The sequence below is a fragment of the Nocardia sp. CNY236 genome (assembly GCF_000482385.1).
Classification (GTDB): domain Bacteria; phylum Actinomycetota; class Actinomycetes; order Mycobacteriales; family Mycobacteriaceae; genus Nocardia.
The window spans coordinates 219,962-241,197 of record NZ_AXVD01000003.1 but is presented as its reverse complement, the minus strand read 5'-3'; the positions used below and the strand labels follow the sequence as shown (position 1 = coordinate 241,197).

Annotated in this window: 16 protein-coding genes; 4 read left to right on the top strand and 12 right to left on the bottom strand. The window is 65.5% G+C overall.

Features of this window, described 5'->3' with window-relative positions:
* Nucleotides 1-47 precede the first annotated feature (47 nt).
* The 7 genes from cobA to mqo form a co-directional block, all read right to left on the bottom strand.
* Nucleotides 48-1,307, bottom strand: coding sequence for a uroporphyrinogen-III C-methyltransferase (gene cobA / locus K940_RS0104475; protein ID WP_028476544.1), 1,260 nt, complete (start codon nt 1,305-1,307; stop codon nt 48-50).
* A gap of 94 nt (nt 1,308-1,401) precedes the next feature.
* Entirely contained in the window at nt 1,402-1,791 is a 390-nt protein-coding gene (locus K940_RS26935; RefSeq protein WP_231390236.1) for a cobalamin biosynthesis protein, read from the bottom strand.
* A complete protein-coding gene (locus K940_RS0104465) occupies nt 1,778-3,253 on the bottom strand; it encodes a cobyrinate a,c-diamide synthase (RefSeq protein ID WP_036527547.1) in 1,476 nt (491 codons plus the stop codon). The genes K940_RS26935 and K940_RS0104465 overlap by 14 nt, the downstream gene beginning before the upstream one ends.
* 34 nt (nt 3,254-3,287) lie before the next feature.
* Nucleotides 3,288-3,902, bottom strand: a complete 615-nt coding sequence (cobO, locus tag K940_RS0104460) for a cob(I)yrinic acid a,c-diamide adenosyltransferase (RefSeq protein WP_028476542.1) — start codon at nt 3,900-3,902, stop codon at nt 3,288-3,290.
* A gap of 121 nt (nt 3,903-4,023) precedes the next feature.
* Entirely contained in the window at nt 4,024-5,913 is a 1,890-nt protein-coding gene (locus K940_RS26930; protein ID WP_051406865.1) for a VWA domain-containing protein, read from the bottom strand.
* A gap of 292 nt (nt 5,914-6,205) precedes the next feature.
* Entirely contained in the window at nt 6,206-6,661 is a 456-nt protein-coding gene (locus K940_RS0104445; RefSeq protein ID WP_028476541.1) for a GNAT family N-acetyltransferase, read from the bottom strand.
* Between the two features lie 18 nt (nt 6,662-6,679).
* Nucleotides 6,680-8,206: a malate dehydrogenase (quinone) gene (gene mqo, locus K940_RS0104440; RefSeq protein WP_036527455.1), complete on the bottom strand. Its 1,527-nt coding sequence runs from the start codon at nt 8,204-8,206 to the stop codon at nt 6,680-6,682.
* Between the two features lie 301 nt (nt 8,207-8,507).
* On the opposite strand from mqo, the gene K940_RS0104435 reads away from it, so the two are divergent.
* The gene (locus K940_RS0104435) at nt 8,508-9,581 is read left to right on the top strand and encodes an alpha/beta hydrolase (protein ID WP_028476539.1); all 1,074 of its coding nucleotides are present in this window, start codon (nt 8,508-8,510) and stop codon (nt 9,579-9,581) included.
* Here K940_RS0104435 and K940_RS0104430 read toward each other — a convergent pair.
* From K940_RS0104430 to K940_RS0104415, 4 genes are all read right to left on the bottom strand, one after another.
* The gene (locus K940_RS0104430) at nt 9,561-10,124 is read right to left on the bottom strand and encodes a hypothetical protein (protein ID WP_028476538.1); all 564 of its coding nucleotides are present in this window, start codon (nt 10,122-10,124) and stop codon (nt 9,561-9,563) included. The genes K940_RS0104435 and K940_RS0104430 overlap by 21 nt on opposite strands.
* Nucleotides 10,125-10,225: 101 nt before the next feature.
* Nucleotides 10,226-11,803 carry a cobyric acid synthase gene (locus K940_RS26925; protein WP_051406864.1) on the bottom strand — a complete coding sequence of 526 codons (1,578 nt, stop codon included), beginning with the start codon at nt 11,801-11,803 and terminating at the stop codon, nt 10,226-10,228.
* A gap of 43 nt (nt 11,804-11,846) precedes the next feature.
* Nucleotides 11,847-12,710, bottom strand: coding sequence for a type I methionyl aminopeptidase (gene map / locus K940_RS0104420; protein ID WP_028476537.1), 864 nt, complete (start codon nt 12,708-12,710; stop codon nt 11,847-11,849).
* Between the two features lie 222 nt (nt 12,711-12,932).
* Nucleotides 12,933-13,376: a DUF4254 domain-containing protein gene (locus K940_RS0104415; RefSeq protein WP_036527538.1), complete on the bottom strand. Its 444-nt coding sequence runs from the start codon at nt 13,374-13,376 to the stop codon at nt 12,933-12,935.
* A 551-nt stretch (nt 13,377-13,927) separates the two neighbouring features.
* Here K940_RS0104415 and K940_RS0104410 point away from each other — a divergent pair.
* On the top strand, nt 13,928-17,353 hold the full coding sequence (locus K940_RS0104410; protein ID WP_028476535.1) for a serine/threonine-protein kinase: 3,426 nt from the start codon (nt 13,928-13,930) through the stop codon (nt 17,351-17,353).
* 28 nt (nt 17,354-17,381) lie between these two features.
* On the opposite strand, the gene K940_RS26920 is transcribed toward K940_RS0104410, so the two are convergent.
* The gene (locus K940_RS26920; protein WP_036527453.1) at nt 17,382-18,059 is read right to left on the bottom strand and encodes a PAS and ANTAR domain-containing protein; all 678 of its coding nucleotides are present in this window, start codon (nt 18,057-18,059) and stop codon (nt 17,382-17,384) included.
* Between the two features lie 282 nt (nt 18,060-18,341).
* Here K940_RS26920 and glmS point away from each other — a divergent pair, with 282 nt between their 5' ends.
* The gene (glmS, locus tag K940_RS26915) at nt 18,342-20,174 is read left to right on the top strand and encodes a glutamine--fructose-6-phosphate transaminase (isomerizing) (protein WP_036527450.1); all 1,833 of its coding nucleotides are present in this window, start codon (nt 18,342-18,344) and stop codon (nt 20,172-20,174) included.
* A 156-nt stretch (nt 20,175-20,330) separates the two neighbouring features.
* On the top strand, nt 20,331-21,191 hold the full coding sequence (locus K940_RS0104395) for a helix-turn-helix transcriptional regulator (protein WP_028476534.1): 861 nt from the start codon (nt 20,331-20,333) through the stop codon (nt 21,189-21,191).
* The last annotated feature ends 45 nt before the right edge of the window (nt 21,192-21,236 follow it).

The window sequence follows — 21,236 nt, the reverse complement described above, 5'->3', positions numbered from 1 at the left end:
GAGTCGACTCGACGTGTGGGTGCGCTGTCCCGCCGAGTGGGCAGAGGTCAATGAGCGTCGAGCGGGGACGTGATGGCAAATCCGGCAGTGGGGCCGATCACCACGATGGCGGGTGGGCGGATGCCTTCCGCGCGTACGCGCGCGGCGATGGTGCCCAGGTCGGCTCGCAACACGCGCTGCGTGCGCCGGGTGCCCTCCTGAACAACGGTGGCAGGCGTTTCGGCCGAGCGTCCACCGGCCAGCAATGCAGAGGCGAACTGCTCGATCCGTTCCACTGCCATCATCAGCACCACCGTGCCGCGCAGCCGGGCCAGGGCTGGCCAGTCCACCAGGGAATCCGGGTGATCCGGTGGAACATGCCCGCTCACGACCACGAACTCGTGCGTGACACCACGGTGGGTCACCGGTATCCCCGCTGCGGCAGGCACCGCAATGGGGCTGGCCACCCCGGGCACCACCGTCACCGGGACGCCGGCGGCGACGCATGCCTCGACTTCCTCGTAGCCGCGGCCGAACACGTAGGGGTCGCCACCTTTGAGCCGCACGACGAACTTGCCTGCCCGCACGCCGTCGATCAGGACGGTGTTGATCGCCTCCTGCGCCATCGCTCGCCCGTATGGAATCTTCGCGGCGTCGACCACGTCGACCTCGGGACCGAGTTCGGCGAGCAATTCCGGTGGCGCGAGTCGATCGGCGACGACCAGTTGGGCCCGGGCCAGCAACCGCCGTCCGCGCACAGTGATCAGATCGGGATCGCCCGGTCCGCCGCCGACCAGCGCGACGCCCGGCGTGATCGGCGTGGAATCGTCGGTGACCACGCCGGATTGCAGCGCTTCGAGCAGTGCGGTACGCACCGCTGCCGAGCGTCGGTGCTGCCCGCTGGCCAATACCCCGAGCGTCAGTGTGTCGTACCGCGCGGTGGCCGGAGTCACGGCGGTGCCCAGCCGCGCCGTGTCGGCCCGCACGCAAAAGATCCGCCGCCGGGTCGCTTCGGACACCACTGCTGCATTGGTCTCGGGTTCGTTGGTGCAGGCGATCGCGTACCAGGCGCCGTCGAGGTCACCGTCGACATAGTCACGCAGTGCGACGGTGAGTTGCCCCGCCGCTGCCATTGCCTCGACGGCGGGCGTGACCGCACGACTGACCACCTGCACGTCGGCGCCGGAGGCGATCAGCAGGCCCAACCTACGCTGCGCGACGGTGCCCCCACCGACCACGACGACACGCCGCCCGTGCAGATCGAGCCCGACGAGGTAGTTCGGGTCGCCGGTCGGCTGGTCTTGCGCTACGTCTGACGTGTTCGGCACAAGGAGCGAGCCTACGGCCTGGATTCCCGACACCGGCAACCGACTGGGAACGCTCGATACCACGCCGACGGTGAGTGCACGCGCCGGCGGCCGATCAGCGGTCGGTCGCGGTGACCGGCGATTCCCGGACGACGGCCGCGGCGATCACCACGGCGTGGATCGTGGTCTTGCCGATCACCAGACTGCCACGGCCGGCCAGCAGCGCTGCCGCTTCGGCGACACTCGCTGTGCCGAGTGCAGCGGCCGTGCGCGCGGAGGGATTCGGTACCGGCACGCGCGCCAGTTCGTGCGCCGGATAGGAGACGATCGGCACGCCCCACGACGCGGCAACAGCCCGAAGCCCGGAGTCGTCGGCACGCCGGTCGATGGTCGCCAGGCAGGCGACACGCTGCCGACCCACCACCGCGCGCACCGCCGCCCGAATCGTATCTTCGTCGGTTCCCCGACGAATGCCGATTCCGACGGCCAGCTCACGTCGGGACACGCGCCCGGCCGTAGGCAGCGGCAGCGGCGACGAAGCGGCGGATCGCAGCTGGAGTCGCAGCCGGATGGGTGTGCAGGTAGGACGCATGCACAGCGCCAACCGCTACACCCTCACCGACCCGCTGCCCGTCGCTACCTCGCCACCCCCATGCAGCGGGCGCCGACGGCGCCGAGACCAGATGCGTGCGATGGAATTCGTGCCCACGCACCCGCTCGCCGGCCTTCCACAGAACAGAATCCTCGAGCGCCACGGCATCGCGATAGCCCAGAACCAGCCGAGATCCGAACTCTGCGTCGGCGTCGACCACCCCAGCAAGGGAGTGTCCCTCGACCGATCGGGTGAGATACAACAGCCCGGCGCATTCTGCGTGCACCGGCATTCCTCGCCGCGCCGCCTGCGCCACCGTACGCAAGAGCCCACGGTTGGCTGCCAACTGTGCTGCATGCTCCTCGGGGAAGCCACCGGGCAGTACCAAGCCTGCCGTATGGGTCGGCAGCGGATCGTGCAGCGGGTCGAATACCACGACGTGCGCTCCGACCGCCGCCAACATCTCTCGATGTTCGGTATACCCGAAGGTGAATGCTGCGCCGCCCGCCATGGCGATCACCGGCCGCGGACCGTCGACGCCGTCGTCGGTGACCCGAACGCTCCCGGCTGGACGCTCGGAACTCTCGGCACGATCGGGGTCGAGCACGGCCGCGGCGGGATCCCATGCCGGCCCGGTGACCGGTGACCGCGCCAATGCCACGACCGCGTGCAGGTCGACATGGGCGGCAACGAGATCTGTCATCGCCGTGACTGCCGCCACGGCGGCAGGGCCGTGTTCCACGGCGGGGATCAGGCCCAGATGGCGAGATGGCACTTCCAACCCCGCCAGGCGCGGCAGTGATCCGAGCACCGGTAGTCCGACGCGCTCACACGCCGCGCGCAATACCTCGTCGTGTCGTTCGCTACCGACCCGGTTGAGGATCACACCAGCCAGCCGGACACCGCTGTCGAAAGTGGCGAATCCGTGTAGCAGGGCCGCCACACTCTGACTGTGGCCGCGAGCATCCACAACCAGGATCACCGGGGCGCCCAGCAACTTTGCTACGTGCGCCGTCGACCCTTCTGCCGCCGGATCGGTGTGCTGCTCGCCGATCCGGCCGTCGAACAGCCCCATCACTCCCTCGACCACCGCCAGGTCGCAGCCGCGGGCGCCGTGCCGATACAGCGGTGCGACCAGCTGCGTACCCACCAGGACGGGGTCCAGATTGCGCCCAGGACGTCCAGCCGCGACACCGTGATAGCCGGGATCGATGTAGTCGGGGCCCACTTTGAACGGCGCCACTCGATGCCCCGCTCGCTGCAGCGCACCGATCAAGCCGGTGGCGACCGTGGTCTTTCCGCTGCCCGACGCGGGGGCGGCGATCACCACGGCCGCGCTCACGGTCGAGCCCTGCCCGACACCGCAGCGCGACATCGCGCAAGCCGGCTGCACAGGCCGTCACCAACATCTACCATTCGATGCCCCGCTGCCCCTTGCGCCCAGCGTCCATGGGGTGCTTGACCTTGGTCATCTCGGTCACCATGTCGGCAGCGTCGATCAGCGGCTGGGGAGCGCGACGGCCGGTGATCACGACATGCTGCCGACCCGGGCGGTCCTGGAGGGTGGCGACGACCTCCGCGACATCCACCCACCCCCACTCGAGTGGATAGGTGAACTCGTCGAGGATGTAGAAGTGGTGCCGTTGCTCGTTCAAGCGGCGAACGATCTCACGCCAGCCGGCGCGCGCCGCGGCGGCGTGATCCTGCTCGGTTCCCGATTTACGAGCCCACGACCAGCCCTCGCCCATCTTGTGCCACTCGACCGGACCCCCCGCCCCGGTTTGCTCGTGCAGCGCACCCAGGGCACGAAACGCCGCTTCCTCGCCCACCTTCCATTTGGCACTTTTCACGAACTGAAAGACTGCGACGTCGAAGCCCTGATTCCAGGCCCGCAACCCCATCCCGAACGCGGCTGTCGATTTTCCCTTACCCGGGCCGGTGTGTATCGCCAGCACCGGCTGATGACGGCGCTGGCGGGTGGTCAGCCCGTCGTCGGGCACCGCCGCCGGAATCCCCTTGGGCATCCAGTCTCCTCATTCCGTGTCACTCGCCCGCCCCAGCACCCGGTCGGTCGGCACCGCCGAAAGCCACCTGCGCACGCGGGCACCTCTACGCGCGTCTGTCGAGCGACGCCGCTGCGAGGCCTCAGGCTGCTCTGACCGGCCGCTCTCGCCCAGCACCGGAGTGCTTCCGGACGACATCCGCGACCGAATCTCCGGTCAATTCTTCCAATCTCAGATACCCGCCGCGGAGGTGGCGGGCCAACTCGGCGGCGAGCCCGAGGCGAACCATGCCGCGTTCACAATCGACCACGATCGCAGCGATCTCCTCGCGCGCCACCAGTGCGGCGGCCGTCCGCGCACGGGACACCGGGTCGGCGCCGCCAGTGGCGCGACCGTCGGTGAGCAGGATCAGAATCGGTCTGCGGCGCGGGTCCCGAATCCGCTCGCGCCGCACCACCTCACGCGCACGCAGGAGCCCAGCTGCCAGCGGTGTCTTTCCGCCGGTGCGCATCCTGGACAACCGGCGCACCGCGATCTCGACCGACGAAGTCGGCGGCAAAACCAGTTCGGCCTGCTCGCCACGCACGCTGACGACGGCAACCTTGTCGCGTCGCTGGTAGGCATCCCGCAGCACGGTCACGACCGCACCGGTTACGGCCGACAGCCGGTCGCGCGCGGCCATCGAGCCCGATGCGTCGACCACGAAGACGACCAGATTGCCCTCCCTCCCTTCGCGATACGCGCCGCGCAGGTCGGTGGCAGCCAAGCGCAACGGTCCCTGCTCTCGTCCGCGCAGCCGCTGATGTGGCGCCGCGGCAACTACTGTGCCGAGCACATGCAGCCCGGTGGCGTCCGCACTCGAACGCACGATCCGCCCGTGACGCGATTCGGCGCGAGAACGTCGCCCTGGGGCGCCCTCACCGACACCGGGAACCTCCCAACGCGGTGGCGCCATTCCCGAAGCCGGGGCGGCACTGCGCTGTTCGCCGGCTGCACCACCGCTGGGCCCATCCGGTGGGGAAGGATCATCGGGACCACCATCGGGATCGTGGTCACCGGTGTCGGATCCGTCCTCGGGCGGGGCGCTTTCCGCCGGCGGCGGTGATTGTCGAGTATCGCGTGCGTGTTCGTCCGCGGCACGCATCGCCTCGTCGAGCTGTTGCTCGCTGACACCTGGTTCATCGAATGGATCCCGCCGTCGACGGTGCGGCAGTGCCAACTCTGCCGCCACGCGCACATCATCCGCGGTGACCTCCGTGCCGCCACGCCATGCGGCGTGCGCGGTCGCGGTCCGGGCGATCACCAGATCTGCGCGCATTCCATCGACCTCGAACGCCGCGCACAGTGCAGCGATCCGGCACAGTTGCACGTCGTCGAGCACCACGCGGTCGATTCGGTCGCGGGCGGCCCGAATGTTCTGCGCCACTGCTCGGTCGGCATCGACATACCGTGTCGCGAACGCGGCGGGATCGGCCTCGTAGTCCAACCTGCGACGCACCACCGCCATTCGTACGTCGACCTCGCGCGAGGCCGCCACGTCCACGGTCAGCCCGAACCGGTCGAGTAGTTGCGGGCGCAGCTCGCCTTCCTCTGGATTCATGGTGCCGACCAGCACGAAACGTGCTGGATGCGAGTGTGAGACACCGTCTCGTTCGATATGGACGCGGCCCATGGCAGCAGCATCGAGCAGCACGTCCACCAGATGGTCGTGCAGCAGGTTCACCTCGTCCACGTAGAGCACACCATGGTGCGCGGCAGCAAGTAGACCCGGACGGAAGGCCTGCTCTCCATCACGCAGAACCCGCTCCAGGTCCAGCGAGCCGACCACTCGGTCCTCGGTCGCGCCCACCGGTAGCTCCACCAACCGAGCGGGCCGCAGCCCGGTGGTGTCCGTCACCGGTGGCAACAAGTGCGCCAACGCACGCACAGCGGTCGACTTGGCGGTGCCTTTCTCACCACGCACCAACACACCGCCGATTCCCGGATGCACCGCGCAGAGAATCAAGGCCAGCTGCAATTGTTGCTGCCCCACAACCGCCGAAAAGGGGAATCCGACCGGAGCGTCCGAACTGGTCCGCGGTGGGTGCGAGCGATCGGACTCCGACGTCTCGACTGTCGGCTCAGCAGTCTCGACAGAGGGTTGAGCAGTCTCGACCGAGGGTAGAGCCGGCTCGACAGTGGGCTGGGCAGAGGACAGGGGCACGTTCCAACTCTAGGCATGCCCGGCCGTGCGGCCGACACCAGCACCCCGCGATTCGTCACCGCGGCACCGAACTCGTCGCGTCACGGCTTCGCTGCGGGCCCGCCGCACATCGGCGACGATCTCAGGCTCCACCTTTGCGCATCGGCACATGGATGATGCCATCTGCGTCGAACTCCGGACCATCGACCTTGAACCCGTGTTTGCTGTACAAATCGACCAGGTAGGTCTGCGCGTTCAGCCGTACCGTGCCCGAACCGACCTCTGCCAATGCCGCCTGGAGCAACCTCGTCGTATAACCGTGTCCTCGCGCCGGCACCGCGGTGCACAGCCGCCCGATGCGGAAACTCTTCACACCGCCGCGGTGTTCCTCACACAGCCGCAACGTGGCGATGACCTCACCTTCGTCATCGAGCCAGAAGTGTCGAGTCTCGGGAAGCAGGTCACTGCCGTCGAGCTCTGGATAGGCACACTTCTGCTCCACGACAAAGACTTCGACGCGAAGCTTCAACAGCTGATAGAGCGTGGCAGTGTCGAGATCCTGCGCCCATGACCGTTTGAGGGCAACCGTTGACATCATCGCGTCTTGCTACCACACCTAGGGGTTCGTCGCGACCCGGCCCTGTGACTGCGTGTTGCCACCGCTGTCGAGATTCAACGCCTTGGACGTCCAGTCCCACACTTCGCGAAACAGCCTCGGATCGTCCGACAGACGCACATCCAAGGAGGGAACCATGGCCCGCAACTGGGGCTTCCACAGATCGTACTCTCGCGGGAAGCACCGCTGGAGTACGTCGAGCATGGCCGTGACACAGGTCGACGCGCCCGGCGAAGCACCGAGGAGTCCCGCGATGCTGCCGTCCTGCGCGGCGATCACCGCGGTGCCGAACTCGAGCACGCCGCCGGCACCTTTGCGGCGGATGACCTGCACGCGCTGCCCCGCGGTGATCAGTTCCCAATCCCGCGCCTCGGCGCGCGGGACGAATTCCGACAAGGTCGCCACCTTGCCCGCTCCGGACTCCAGCAGCTCACCGACCAGATACTTGGCCAGCCCCAACTCGGTGACGCCCACTCCGAGCAGCGACAGGATGTTGTCGGGGCGGACCGACTTGAACAGATCGGAGTTCTTACCGTCCTTGAGGAACTTCGGCGTCCATCCCGCATACGGACCGAACAACAGTCCTGGTCGCCCTGCGATGACGCGAGTATCCAAGTGCGGCACCGACATCGGCGGCGCTCCGACCGCAGCCTTGCCGTACACCTTGGCTTGGTGCCGTTCGATCAGCGCGGGATCGACACACCGCAGGAATTGGCCACTGATCGGAAAGCCGCCGAATCCCTTGGCCTCGCCGATGTTCGCTTTCTGCAGCAATGGAAGTGCACCGCCGCCCGCACCGACGAAGACGAATGCCGCCACCAGTCTGCGCGTGCGACGGGTGCGGAGATTGCGTACCGTGACCAGCCAGGAACCGTCGGATTGCTGGGACAGGTCCTGCACCTCGTGACCGAAGGCCAAATCCGCCCCGCTCGCACCGAGATGAGCGAGCAGTTGCCGGGTGAGCGCGCCGAAATCGACATCGGTGCCGCCATCGGTCCAGTTCAACGCGACCGGATCGGAGAAGTCGCGGCCGCGGGCCATCACCGGCAAGCGTCGAGCGAACTCATCGGGATCATCGATGAATTCCATGCCTTCGAACAATGGATGCGCAGCCAGCGCCTCGTACCGTGCGCGCAGGTACCGCACATTGTCGGCACCGTGGACAAAGCTGACATGCGGTATCGGGTTGATGAAGCTGGACGGATCGCCGAGGATGCCGTTCTCTACGCCATAGGACCAGAACTGGCGGGAGATCTGGAAGCGCTCGTTGATGTCGACGGCCTTGCCGATGTCCACCGATCCGTCGGGATTCTGGGGGCTGTAATTGAGCTCGCACAGGGCGGAATGTCCGGTGCCCGCGTTGTTCCACGGGTCGCTACTCTCTCCCGCGGCGGCGTCGAGCCGCTCGAACAGGGAGATCGACCAGTCCGGCTGCAGCTGCCGCAGCAGCGCGCCGAGAGTGGCACTCATGATGCCGGCACCGATGAGTACTACATCGGTCTTTTCAATCAGGGCAGCGTTCGGCACAGGTAGATCGACTTCCTTGTCCTTCTGCGCAGGCCCACCGGGCGGAGGGACCTGCCTGGGCACGATATCGGGTTGCGACTCGGGTCCAGTGGTGACCGGCCCCGAACAGCGCGGCGGAGTCAGGTTACCCGCCGTTCACCTAGGCCCAATTGTGCACCTCGCTGCGTCGGCTGTGCGCAACCAACCCATCCAATGTGCGAAATGCGACAGAGACCATCGTCACTTCGATAGCAGAAAAGGGGCACGAGCTCCCGGCAGACGGGTGCTGTCGTCCGGATCCGACGTCCCATAAGTTGGATGTGTGACACACCAACAGTCGCCTGCCGAGCCGGTCGGAACGTCTCCGAATGGTGCGGGCTGGCTTCCCGATGCCCTAGGTCCGCACTACCAGCAACGAACCCTGCCGCTGGGTCCCGATCCCGACGGAGAAGGCGATGCGGTTGCCACGTTGGTGCGCTACGTGCCCTCGGGCGACGTCGAACACACCGCAGGCGCGGTGCTCTACACGCACGGATTCACCGACTACTTCTTCCAAGAACACCTTGCCGAGTACTACGCGGCCCGCGGTTTCCAGTTCTATGCGCTCGACCTGCGGAAATGCGGTCGGTCACTCTTGCCGGGCCACACCCCGCACTTTGTGACCGATCTCGCTTTCTACGACCAAGAGCTGACCGAGGCGCTGCGGATCGTCCGCGCCGAGACCGGGGCGCCGGTGGTGCTCACCGCCCATTCCACCGGCGGCCTGATCGTTGCGCTGTGGCTGGACCGATTGAATCGTCGCCATGGCACAGCTGCGGCGGGGATCACAGGTTTGGTGCTCAACAGCCCATGGTTCGACCTGCAGGGGCCGTCGTATGTCCGAACCGTCGGAACATCGCTCATCAAGGCGGTAGGGCGTTTTCGGAAGCTGTCGAGCGTACCCGGCAGCAACACGATCAGCACCTACGGAGACAGTCTGCACCGATCGGCATCGGGCGAATGGGACTACAACCTGGATTGGAAGCCGTTGCGCAGTTTCCCGGTGCGGCTGGGTTGGCTGCGCGCCATCCGCCATGGGCACGCCCGACTACACAAGGGGTTGGATATCGGGGTGCCGTCGTTGATACTGCGTTCTCGCACCACCAAATTCGCCCGGAAGTACAGTCCTGCCGTGGATGTCGCCGACGCCGTCCTCGATGTCGGACAGATCCAACGCTGGTCGGGTTGCTTGGGCGACCGGACGAACATCGTGCCGATCGAAGGCGCCAAGCACGACGTGTTCTTGTCCGGCCCACAGCCGTTGGCTCGAGCGTTCGCCGAAGTGGACAGCTGGCTGACCTGGCTCGCGGGCTATCGTGCCGCGGCGAACGCTCGACTACCAGAGGCTGGTTCGTAGCACGATCTCGGTGGCCAGCTCGTGCTCGGCTTCGGTCGCCACATCGGCGACATCGACCTCGACCACCCGGAATTCGCCATAGACGAACCGGGCGGAGCCCTCGGCCACCGAGCGCGGCAGATTCTTGGTGGCCAGCACCGTGGTCGGCACCTCCACCGGGCCGGTCGACGCATCCAGGACCGAGCCGTCCACACCGGGGGCGGCCGGGTGGCCACGGTCGGCGACGACCAAACTCTGGAACCTGCCGAACCCACGCGCGCACGCCTGCCAGGCCAGTTCGGCGCCCGCCCCCCGTCCGGCGAGGTTCACCCATGACAGTCCGAGTTCATCCAGTATCGCGGTCACGTCGGCAGGGCCGAGGCCCGTGATCGATTCCATGGCGAACGTTCCTAGATCCGAAGTGTGCAGCCGAGCGCACACCGGGTCGTAGACATCCGCCGAATCATCCGATGCGGGAAGAAGAAACACGCTGTGCGGTGACCGCGGTCCGTCGATCCGAACGGTCCACGCCCGGTCACCCATCGCGATCCGCCGAGGATTCATACCGAGTCACGCTACACGGACTACGGGACACGAGCGCTGGCCACGATCCCCCGCACACGACGGTCGTCGATGTGCCCAGGGTGAGCCGTCGGTCCATGTGCTCAGGGTGAACCGTCGGTCCATGTGCTCAGGGTGAGCCGTCGATCCATGTGCTCAGGGTGAGCAATAGCGTCGGTGACCAGAGTCGGCAGGTCCGTGGCTTTCCCTGTCGTCAGCAAACGCTCGATCGCCGGGACGTCGAGGTGGTCTTCTATCAGGTCGGCCAACAGATCCAGCTGCGCGGCACGCACCCGCGCGACCGACACGTCCTCGGCGACGACGAATCCGGACCGGCCAGCAGCCGCGGCGACCGCACGCAGCCAGCTTCGACGCAAGTCGTCGGATTCCAGCAATCCGTGCAGGTGGGTGCCCCATATCGAACCGCGAACACTCCCCTCCGGCGCACCGTCGATGGTCATCCAGGCCGGGTCGCCGCGTCGGGTTACGCGACCGTGGTGGATCTCGTAGCCGCTCACGGCGATCCCCTCGGCGTACCCCACACTGCGCCGCAACACCTTGGACTCGGCGAACTCGGTGGTCATGTCGAGCACCCCGAGCCCGCCCACCGCGCCTTCGCCGGACTCGACATGGTCGACGATCCGGGTGCCGAGCATCTGGTAGCCGCCACAGATCCCCAGGATCGGCCCCCCGGCCGCAGCACGCGACCGGAGCGCGGCGGCGATTCCCGTGCGATGCAACCACCGCAGATCCGACACCGTTGCCTTGCTGCCGGGCACCACGACCAAATCAGCGCCCACCAGCCGGGAGGGGTCGCTCACCCAGCGCACGGCAACGCCCGGCTCACAGGCCAATGCCTCGATATCGGTGGAATTGGATACCCGTGGCAGCCGAATCGCCGCAACGGTCAGCCACTCGGCGCCCACCGGTGGTTGCGGCCGACCGACCGGCGCGTCGGCGAGAGTACCCAGCGAATCCTCGGCGTCGATCCAGAGATCCTCGGCGTAGGGCAGGACGCCGAGGACCGGACGGCCGGTGAGTTCGGTGAGCCGGTCCAGGCCGGGCTGCAACAATTCGACCGCGCCACGAAACTTGTTCACCACGAAACCCGAGATCGATGCCTGGTCTGCCGGCGACAGGATGGCAAGGGTGCCGAACAGGTGCGCCAACACACCGCCACGGTCGATGTCGCCGACCAATATCACCGGCAGGCGAGCGGCGTGCGCCAGACCCATGTTCGCCAGGTCGGTGGCTCGCAAATTGATCTCGGCAGGCGATCCGGCGCCCTCACAGATCACCACATCGAAGTCGGCGCGCAAGGCGTCGAGCTCGGCCGCCACGACAGCACGCAACTCGTGTCGGTGGTGAAGGTAGTCTTCGGCACCCACGGTGCCGACGGCCCTCCCCTGTACCACCAACTGAGAACGTCGGTCGCTTCCCGGCTTGAGCAAGACAGGATTGAACCGGACGCTCGGCTCCAGACCGCACGCTCGTGCCTGCAGGGCTTGCGCCCGGCCGATCTCCCCGCCATCGAGCGTGACCACGGAGTTGTTGGACATGTTCTGCGCCTTGAATGGCGCAACACGCACGCCGCGCCGAGTCAGCATGCGGCAGATTCCGGCCACTACGACGCTTTTGCCTGCGTCGGAGGTAGTGCCCGCGACCAGCAACGAGCCCCTCATCACACGGCGCCTGCACCGGCCGCGGACGCGTCCCCGTGGCGGGTCACGGCAGAGTCAGAATCTCGGCCCCCGACTCGGTGACGACCAGAGTGTGTTCGAACTGTGCGGTCCACTTGCGATCCTTGGTCACGACGGTCCAGCCGTCGTCCCAGATCTCGTAATCGATACCGCCGAGGTTGATCATCGGCTCGATGGTGAAGGTCATGCCCGGTTCGATGACCGTCTCCACCTGCGGCTGGTCGTAGTGCAAGACGACCAGGCCACTGTGAAACGTGGGACCGACACCGTGGCCGGTGAAGTCGCGGACCACACCGTAGCCGAACCGATTCGCGAACGATTCGATCACCCGGCCGATCACGTTGAGGGCACGACCTGGGCGGACCGCCTTGATGGCCCGCATGGTGGCTTCCTCGGTCCGCTGGACCAGCAGCCGCACCTGCTCGTCGACGTCGCCGGCGAGAAAGGTCTTGTTGGTATCTCCATGCACGCCGTGGTGGTATGCGGTGACATCGACATTGACGATGTCACCGTCCTCGATCACCGTGGAATCCGGGATGCCGTGGCAGATCACTTCGTTCAGCGACGTGCAGCAGGACTTCGGGAATCCCTTGTAACCCAGAGTCGATGGGTACGCGCCGTGATCGCACAGGTAGTCGTGCACGATGCGGTCCAGATCATCGGTCGTGACACCGGGCGCAACCGCTTTGCCCGCTTCTTCCAACGCCTGCGCAGCGATCGCGCCGGCGACCCGCATCCTCTCGATGGTCTCCGCACTCTGTACCCACGGTTCGTGCCCCTCGTCCGCAGTCTTCTTCCACGCGTATTCCGGGCGCTCGATAGCGCGCGGAACGTCACGGGTGGGCGACAGAACGCCGGGAACGAGGGGCTTGCGGGTACGGACGGACATAGCGAACAGCGTAATCGGACCAGTTGATCGACGCCGACAGTCCGCCGCAGGATCGGCCAACGCTCGGTCGCCGAACGCTGGCCGATGAAGCGCGGCTCGGGCCGCGCGCCCCGTCGATGCGACGACGATCACCGTCGACATGGTGACCCGCGGGGCCGAACCATTGGGGCTCGGGCCGCGGAATGGCATGACCACCGCGGCCGGATCACCGCCTCGAGGAGGTTATTGTTCTGGTAGACGGCGACGGCCGCCGACCACGTCGGTCACCAGGTCGGTGTAACCGTCGACGAGTTCGGCCAACTGATACCAATGTTTATGGGTATTGTCGCTGCGCGCGCCTTCGGCGTGAATGATGTGATTCGCACACACCCAACTACGCGCCATCCGGTCCACCACCGCACCGAGACTTTCGGTATGCAGTGACGTCCCGCTGCGATGCTGTGGCATCTCTTGAGCGACCCAGTCGTTGATATCGTCGACAAGCTCTGCACGCCGATGGTCGATTTCGGTGATCATGGTGGCATCCCATACCCGCGCGCGATGCTGGTGCACCATGGCAAGTGCATGCGCCGACCGCAGAAGTTCCCGGTCTTGGTAACGACGCCCCTGGAATGCACACAACAATTGCGATGCCGTCGGCAGCTCACCGACTGTCGGCGCGGTCACCGCGCAGCCTCCGGTCCGCCCGGCACCCATGTTCTTTGTACCAACATAATTGGCTCTCGATTCGATAATCCCGGTCATCGGATTGGTTGTCGCAACAAGGCTAACGGGAACATGCACGCCCTGATGGCAGAATGCAAAATTGCGTCCGCATTTCATCTGTCAAGGGCTCCGGATTCCGGATTATCCAGAGCGCGTCGGCCGCAACCGATTCCGACTCCCCCGAGTTGCCGACCTACCGACGTTCGCATAGCGCGAATTCGGTACCACCGCCTCGTACTCACCGTCACCAGTTACCCGCGGAAGCGAGCACGCCCAATTCGAGTGAACACTCGAACACGCACCACTGAACCACACGGCCACAGCGGTGTGATTCATTTCATAGCGCATTGGATTCGGGCGTATCGGCCATCGCCGGCGACAGGAAACCAGCCCGGCACCAACCAGGCATAAACTAGGTGTTCGTTTGCAGAACCGTAGACATCCGACCCAGCGACATCCGACCCAGAGCTGCCATCCGACACAGAGCTGCCATCCGACACAGAGCAATTACCATGACCAGTTGGGATCCCTTCGCTACACAGCACGATCGACCTTCAGGAATCGAGCAGGAACTGGAGGGCGAGGGATTCGACGACCCCGAGATAGTCGGCAAGGGCGGGTTCGGGGTGGTCTATCGATGTCGCCAACGCTCACTGAATCGCAGTGTGGCGGTCAAGGTGCTCACGGCGCGGTTCGATCTCGAAGTGGAGAACATTGAACGATTCGTGCGCGAACAACAGGCGATGGGCGCGTTGTCCGGACATCCGAACATTGTCCCGATCCTGCAGGTAGGCACCACCCGCGGCGGATCCCCTTACCTGGTCATGCCCTATCACTCTCATGGTTCCCTGGACCACCGCATCCGCCGAGATGGTGTGCTTCCAGCGCCTGAAGCGATCGATGTCGCCATCAAGCTGGCCGGCGCCCTCGAGACCGCGCACCGCACCGGAATACTCCATCGGGATATCAAACCGGGAAACGTTCTGTTCACCGACTACGGTGAGCCGCAGCTCGCGGACTTCGGGATCGCCCGGATCGAAGGGGGTTTCGAAACCACGACCGGCGTGGTCACCGGCTCGCCCGCATTCACCGCACCCGAAGTCCTGCACTCCGGTATTCCGTCTGTGGCCTCCGACGTCTACGGGCTCGGTGCGACCCTGTTCGCCATGATCACCGGGCATGCAGCGTACGAACGTCGATCCGGCGAGCAGATCGTCGCGCAGTTCCTGCGGATCTCCGCCGACCCGCTTCCCGATCTGCGACCCGACGGCATCCCCAACGACATCTGCGCTGTCATCGAAGCCGGCATGTCACGCAGCCCCGCGGACCGCCCGCCCTCGGCCGCGGCGTTCGGGGAATTGCTACGGAATATCCAACGCCACAACGGCGTGTCGATCGCGAACATGACCCTCCCCTCCGACAATCAGCCGGCTGCCGACGAGCCCGGCCCTCGCACCTTCGGCACCACTCCGCATTCCCCTTCGCTCCGCTACGGGACGCCACGCAGCCTGGACACGAAGTTTCGTCCCGCCGTCCCCACCCGCCGCCTGGTCCAGCGCGACCGGCTGATCGGGGCACTGCAAACCGAGCCGCGTCCGCAGCTTGCGGTCATCCATGCCCCTGCCGGGTTCGGCAAGAGCACCTTGGCGGCCCAGTGGACCCGGCAGCTGGCCGAAACCGAGGGCGTTCTGGTGGTGTGGATGAACGCCGACCGCGACGACAACAACGTCGTGTGGCTACTCACACACCTGGTCGAAGCATTCAACCGCGCCGACCCGACGTTGGCGCCCGAGCTCACCCCGATGCTCGAAGAGGGCGACAGCGACGCGCGCGAAACGCTCACCACACTGGTCGACTCCGTTCTTGCTCGTGGGCAACGATTCGCCTTGGTCATCGATGATTGGGATCGCGTCATCGATCCCCCCGCGGTCTCTGCCCTGAACTTCCTGGTGGACCAGAGCTGCCCTGATCTGCAGATCATCCTGACCGGACGCTCCCTGGGAGGCTTGCCGCTGGGCACGATGCGGGTCCAGCATGATCTGGTCGAAATAGACTCCACCGCCCTACGTTTCGACGACGACGAGGCTCGTGCGTTTCTCGCCGGACACAGCGGCGTGAGGTTGGACGACGAGGACAGCGCCCGGTTGCGCGACTGCACCGAAGGCTGGGCGGCCGCGTTGCAGCTTGCATCGTTGTCGCTACGCGAACATCCCGACCCGACAACCCTGATCCGACATCTGTCCGGACGCCATCACACCATCACCGAGTATCTGGCCGAAAACGTACTCGATACCGTGGAGCCCGATGTGCTCGAGCTCATGCTCGAAACCTCACTGCCCGAACAGATCTCCGGCAACCTCGCCACCGCGCTGACCGGTATTCCGCAGGGACAGACCTTGCTGGAGAATCTCGAACGACGCAATCTGTTCCTGCACCGGACCGACGACGGCGGCGAATGGTTCCGCTACCACCATCTGTTCGCCGACTTCCTGCGGCAACGCCTCGAACGTGATCGGCCCGAGCAGGTAGTCGAACTCCACCGCGCGGCGGCGGCCTGGTTCGCCGACCACGGAATGCTCAGCGAAGCCATCGATCACGCGTTGGCCTGCGGCGACCGCGAGTACGCAGTCGACATCATCGAGGCGAAGGCACGCGATCTCGTGCAAGACGCCCAGCTGGCGACACTGCTGGGGCTGGTCGGCAAGCTCCCCCCCGAGGACACCGGCGCACGTCCGCTCTTGCAGATCGAAGTCGCATGGTCGAACGTTCTGCTGCGGCGCCCCTCCGAACTACACGCCGCGCTGCGCCTGGTCCGTGCGGCAATCAGCACATCCCCGGACGCCGACTCCGATCTCGCTGTCGAGGCCGACCTCATCGAATGTGTGGAGGGGGCGTTCGCCGACCACGTCGACGGTGTGGACGCCGTGGTCGATGAATGTATGGCCCGCGCAGACACGCTCGTACCGTGGACGCTGTGCACGGCCGCGAATCTCGGCGCGTTTTCCGCGGTCTACCGATTCGACTACCACGCCGCGTGTGAATGGCATGATTGGGCAGCCCAGTACCACCCCGAGACCCACAACACGTTCATTTTGATGTACAGCGAATGCCTGGTCGGCATGGCTGCACGCGAACAGCTCGATGTCCCCGCAGCCGAGCGCAGCTTCCGAACCGCGGTGGAGATCGCCACGCGCTCGTCCGGGCCGAAGTCCTATGCTGCACGCTTGGCGGGTGTCATGCTCGGTGAGTTGCTCTACGACCGGGACCACCTCGCCGCAGCGGAGCGACTGTTGGACGACGCGGGCCCGGTCGGCACCGAAGGCGGTCCGGTCGAATTTCTGATGGCCACCTACGCCACCGGGGCTCGGATCAAGGCCCTGCGCGGTGATCTGCCTGCCGCCGCGCGCCGCTTGGAGGAGGGCGCCGAAGCCGCGCAGGCCATGAAGCTACCGCGCCTGGCGGCCCGGATCGCCAACGAGCAGATTCGGCTCGGGTTGCGTCCTACCTACTACACCACCGAACCACCGGTCGGAGACAGCGGCATCGCCATGGTGACCGCGGAGCTGTGCGCGGATTCCGCGATTCGGACACTGTTGCGGTCCGACTCCGACGACGCCTATTCCGCTGCCTGCGTCCGCGCCCGGCACTTACGCGATTCCATCGATGCTGCTGGACGCCCACGCGCCGCGGTACACGCACAACTGCTGGTCACGACCTGCTTGGCGGCGGCAGGGCAGACCGACGCCGCGAAGGGTGCTCTGGTACCGGTGATCAGCACGTGTGCCGACACCGGGCTCGTTCGTCCGCTGCTGGATGACAGTCCATGGATCGGTCCGCTTCTGCGTGAGCTCGAGGACGACCAACGACAGGGACGGTGGCACGCCGAATGGCCGATCGTCCCAGTGACATTCCTACACCTACTGGCCAATTGCGAGTGAGTGCCGCTGCGGCCGCCGCGCGATCGGCTCAGTGCTCCGATGTCGCGGGATCGCTATGTACGGTCAACAACAGATGATCGAATCGTGTTCGTTGCGCGGCCGGAATGCCACCCGTCCGGGCAATCGCGGCAACCAACCGCTGGGCCACGGTGCGCAACTTGATGTTGGTTTCCTGTGAACGCCACTGCAAGACCCGGAATGCCTGCTCGGCGGTGATGCCATAGACGACCATGAGCACACCTTTGGCCTGTTCGATCACCGCCCGTGATTCGACGAGTTCCGGCACAGTGCCATCGAGGATCTCGCGCCGGTTCTCGGCCAAGGTGTCGGAAACGTCGATGACATATCCGCTCGCACCGATCACCAGGTCCTCCTCGTCGAGTATCCGGTCGGCGACGACGATGACATGGTGTATTCGTCCCGAGGTGTCGATCACACGATGACGTGCACAAAACGGCTCGCCCGCGTGTAGGGCGGCAGCCGCGACGTGCGCGACCAACTCTCGATCGTCCGGGTGCTTGTGGGCCAGGAGCAACTCGGTGCTGGGCTGCGCGCTTCCCGCGGAGTAACCGTAGATCGCGGCGACCTCATCCGACCATTCCCAGCGTTGGGTAGCGAACCAGAACCGGAAGGTACCGACGGTCTGTGGCGTACCCGCGACGATACTGTCGACCGCAGACGCGCTCAACAGCGCGAGGTGATCCATCCTCGTCACGCGGCAATTATCCATCGCAGGAGTCCGGAGCCACTCCGGAACACGATCCGAGATCAAACTGTGGCAAATCAGTAGCATTGAATTCTTCAACCAGATCTTCCTGGCCCGAATACCCAAAATCGGCACGGTTGCCAGCTATTCAGCAATAAATTAGCAATAGTCTGACCATCTGCGACCGACCATGCTGATCGCCGCAATGGGCGACGGCCGGACGCGCCGGCATCCGCAAACGCCGACACCCGACCACAACCTGGGGCAACCACTGGAGGAACTATGTGCGGCATCGTGGGGATGGTCTCGCCGACTACCGACGTGGGCAGGGCCACTGCGAGGCAACTGGCAGTCCTGGAATATCGCGGCTACGACTCGTGGGGACTGACGACCCTCGGTGACTGCGCGCTGACGGTGATCAAGGACGTCGGGTCCATCGGCCGAGCCATCGCAGCCGGGGGAATCGATCGAATTCCGCCGGCTTCGCTGGCGCTCGGCCATACCAGATGGGCTACTCACGGCGGCGTCACTCGGACCAACGCCCACCCCCACCTGTCCTACGACGGCCGGGTAGCGATCGCACACAACGGCGTCATCGAAAACCATGCTCAGCTGCGCCGCGAACTGGAAGCCGACGGGATCACCCTGACCTCCGGCACCGACTCCGAAGTCGCCGCCCATCTCATCGCCCGCCATCTCGGCAACGGCTCGGACATGGTCACCGCCATCGCAGCCACCGTAGGTCGACTCGCCGGGGAATACGCACTCGCAATCGTCGCAACCTGCGACCCGACCACTGTATGGGGTGCAAAACACAAAAGCCCCTTGCTGGCCGCCCACAATGGCGAGCGTGGTGTACTGGCGTCGGATCACATGGCCCTCGATGGCACCGACGCGGCGCTCGTTCTGGAGGACGGTGACATCGTCGCCCTACGCTCCGACGGCGCTCAGGTGCACACCCGCAGCCACAACGGACGCCCGCGTAGCGCGGTTCGCGCCTACACACCGATCGACCATGGGTACACCCGCGCCGAGAAGGGTGATCATCCGCACTGGATGATCAAGGAGATTCACGAAACTCCAGATGCGGCGACCACCGCACTCGAACTACCCGCCGACCGCCTCGACACCGTCCTCCCGAGTGATCGACTGGTCACCTTGCTCGGCGCGGGTAGCGCGTACTACGTGTCGGCGATGGGCTCGTATCTGCTGGCTTCTCTGGCGGGTGTGCAATCGGTCGCGGTGCCCGCCGACGAAGCCGACTATCTGATGCGGCTGCACACCGGTGACCCGGTGATCGCCATTTCGCAGTCCGGAGAAACATTCGACACCCTCGAGGCCTGCCGGTCGGCGGTGGCAGCCGGAGCGATTGTGACCTCGATCTGCAACGTCCCGAACTCCACACAGGAACGTCTCGCAACTCACCTGGTGCAACAAGGATCCGGCCCGGAGGTCTGTGTGCTGTCGACCAAGAGCATCGTCTCCCAGGTTGTGCTCTTGGCCCGACTCGCCCTCGAAACAGGCCGCACCAATGGCACGCTGTCGGACGCCGACTATCATCGACACGCCGAGTCGCTGACCCGCCTGCCACACACATTGCGCCGATTCATCGACACCACCGGCGCCGCTGTGCGCTCCCTGGCCGCGACCTACCGTCACGTGAACGACTGGTTCTTCCTCGGCCGCGGCATCCTGTTCCCCACCGCATGCGAAAGCGCCTTGAAGTTCAAAGAAGTCAACTACCACCACGCCGAGGGTATGGCCGCGGGCATGGTCAAACACGGCACGATTTCGCTGATCGACGAGAACTTCCATACCGTCGCACTGCTCCCGTCCGCACACGCCGCGCCGCGTCGCTACGGCGCGACCCTGGCCGCAGTCAGCGAGATCGCCGCTCGCGGAGGGCCGGTCATCGGAATCGGCCCTACCGACACCGAACCCGACGATCTGGCGAACTTTGTGGAATACCTCCCGCTTCCTTGCCACCACGACGATATTGCCGACCCGGTGCTGCACCTGGTCACCGGTCAGATGCTCGCGTACTACTGCGCTGTCTTTCTCGGCCGCGAGATCGACCAGCCACGCTCACTCGCCAAATCGGTTACCGTGCGGTGAGCCCGACGTCGATCCCCACCGGATCGAGGCCGATCGTGCACCGTTCGAACAACACTGACCATAACGCAGATCACTGGAGGTATTCTCGGATACTGCGCCCACAAATCTCGTGAATGCACTGTACGTGGGCCGTATGCCACCGAAGGGGTTGTTCTGATGGCAGGCAAACGCACCGTCCTGACCGTCCGATTGCGGCGCCTCGCGGCGCTGCTGCAAGAAATGCGCGAAAGCGCCCAGCTCAGTAAGGAAGACGTCAGCGCGCAGACCGGAATCAATGTCACCACGCTGTACCGGATCGAGACCGCGCAAGCTCGTCCGCAGCGTCGCACCCTCACCACGATGCTGGACTTGTACGGCATCGACGACGACCAGCGTGACGACGCGTTGGAACTGCTGTCGGATGCGTTGAAGCCCGGCATGTCTCGCGCCTACGAAGGCAGCGTGTCGGAGGTATACGCCGCCTTCATCAATTTCGAGGCCGAGGCGCTGTCGGCGCGCCACTACCAAACCTCGATCATCCCAGGGCTTTTGCAAACCTATGAGTATGCCACCGCGGTCATCGACACCTCGATGCCCAAGCTCGAAGCGGCCGTCATGGAGAGCAGGGCGAAAGCCAGGATGGATCGCGCCGCCAACCTGTCCAAAGAAGATCCGCTCGAGCTATGGGTGATCATGGACGAGGCGGCGATCCGACGTGCTATCGGTGGCCCCTCGGTGATGCGTGGCCAACTCGAACGCCTGTTGCAAGAAACCAAGCGTAAGAATGTGATTCTGCAGATCCTGCCGTTCGACGCAGGCGCGCACCCCGGCATGGCGGGCCAATTCACCTTGCTGGACTTCCCCGATCCAGCGGATCCCGAACTGGTGTACGTCGAAGGCATTGCTGGTGACGAACTGATCGAGGGGCACACCGAAATTCGACGGTTCGGCGTCATCTTCGACCAACTGCGTGCGATGGCACTGAGTCCGCGCGATTCGGCGGGCATGATCGTGGACGCCATGCAGCGGATGGACTGACGGCGGCCACTCTCTCGGCGGGGGTTCCGCTGATGACCATGGGCT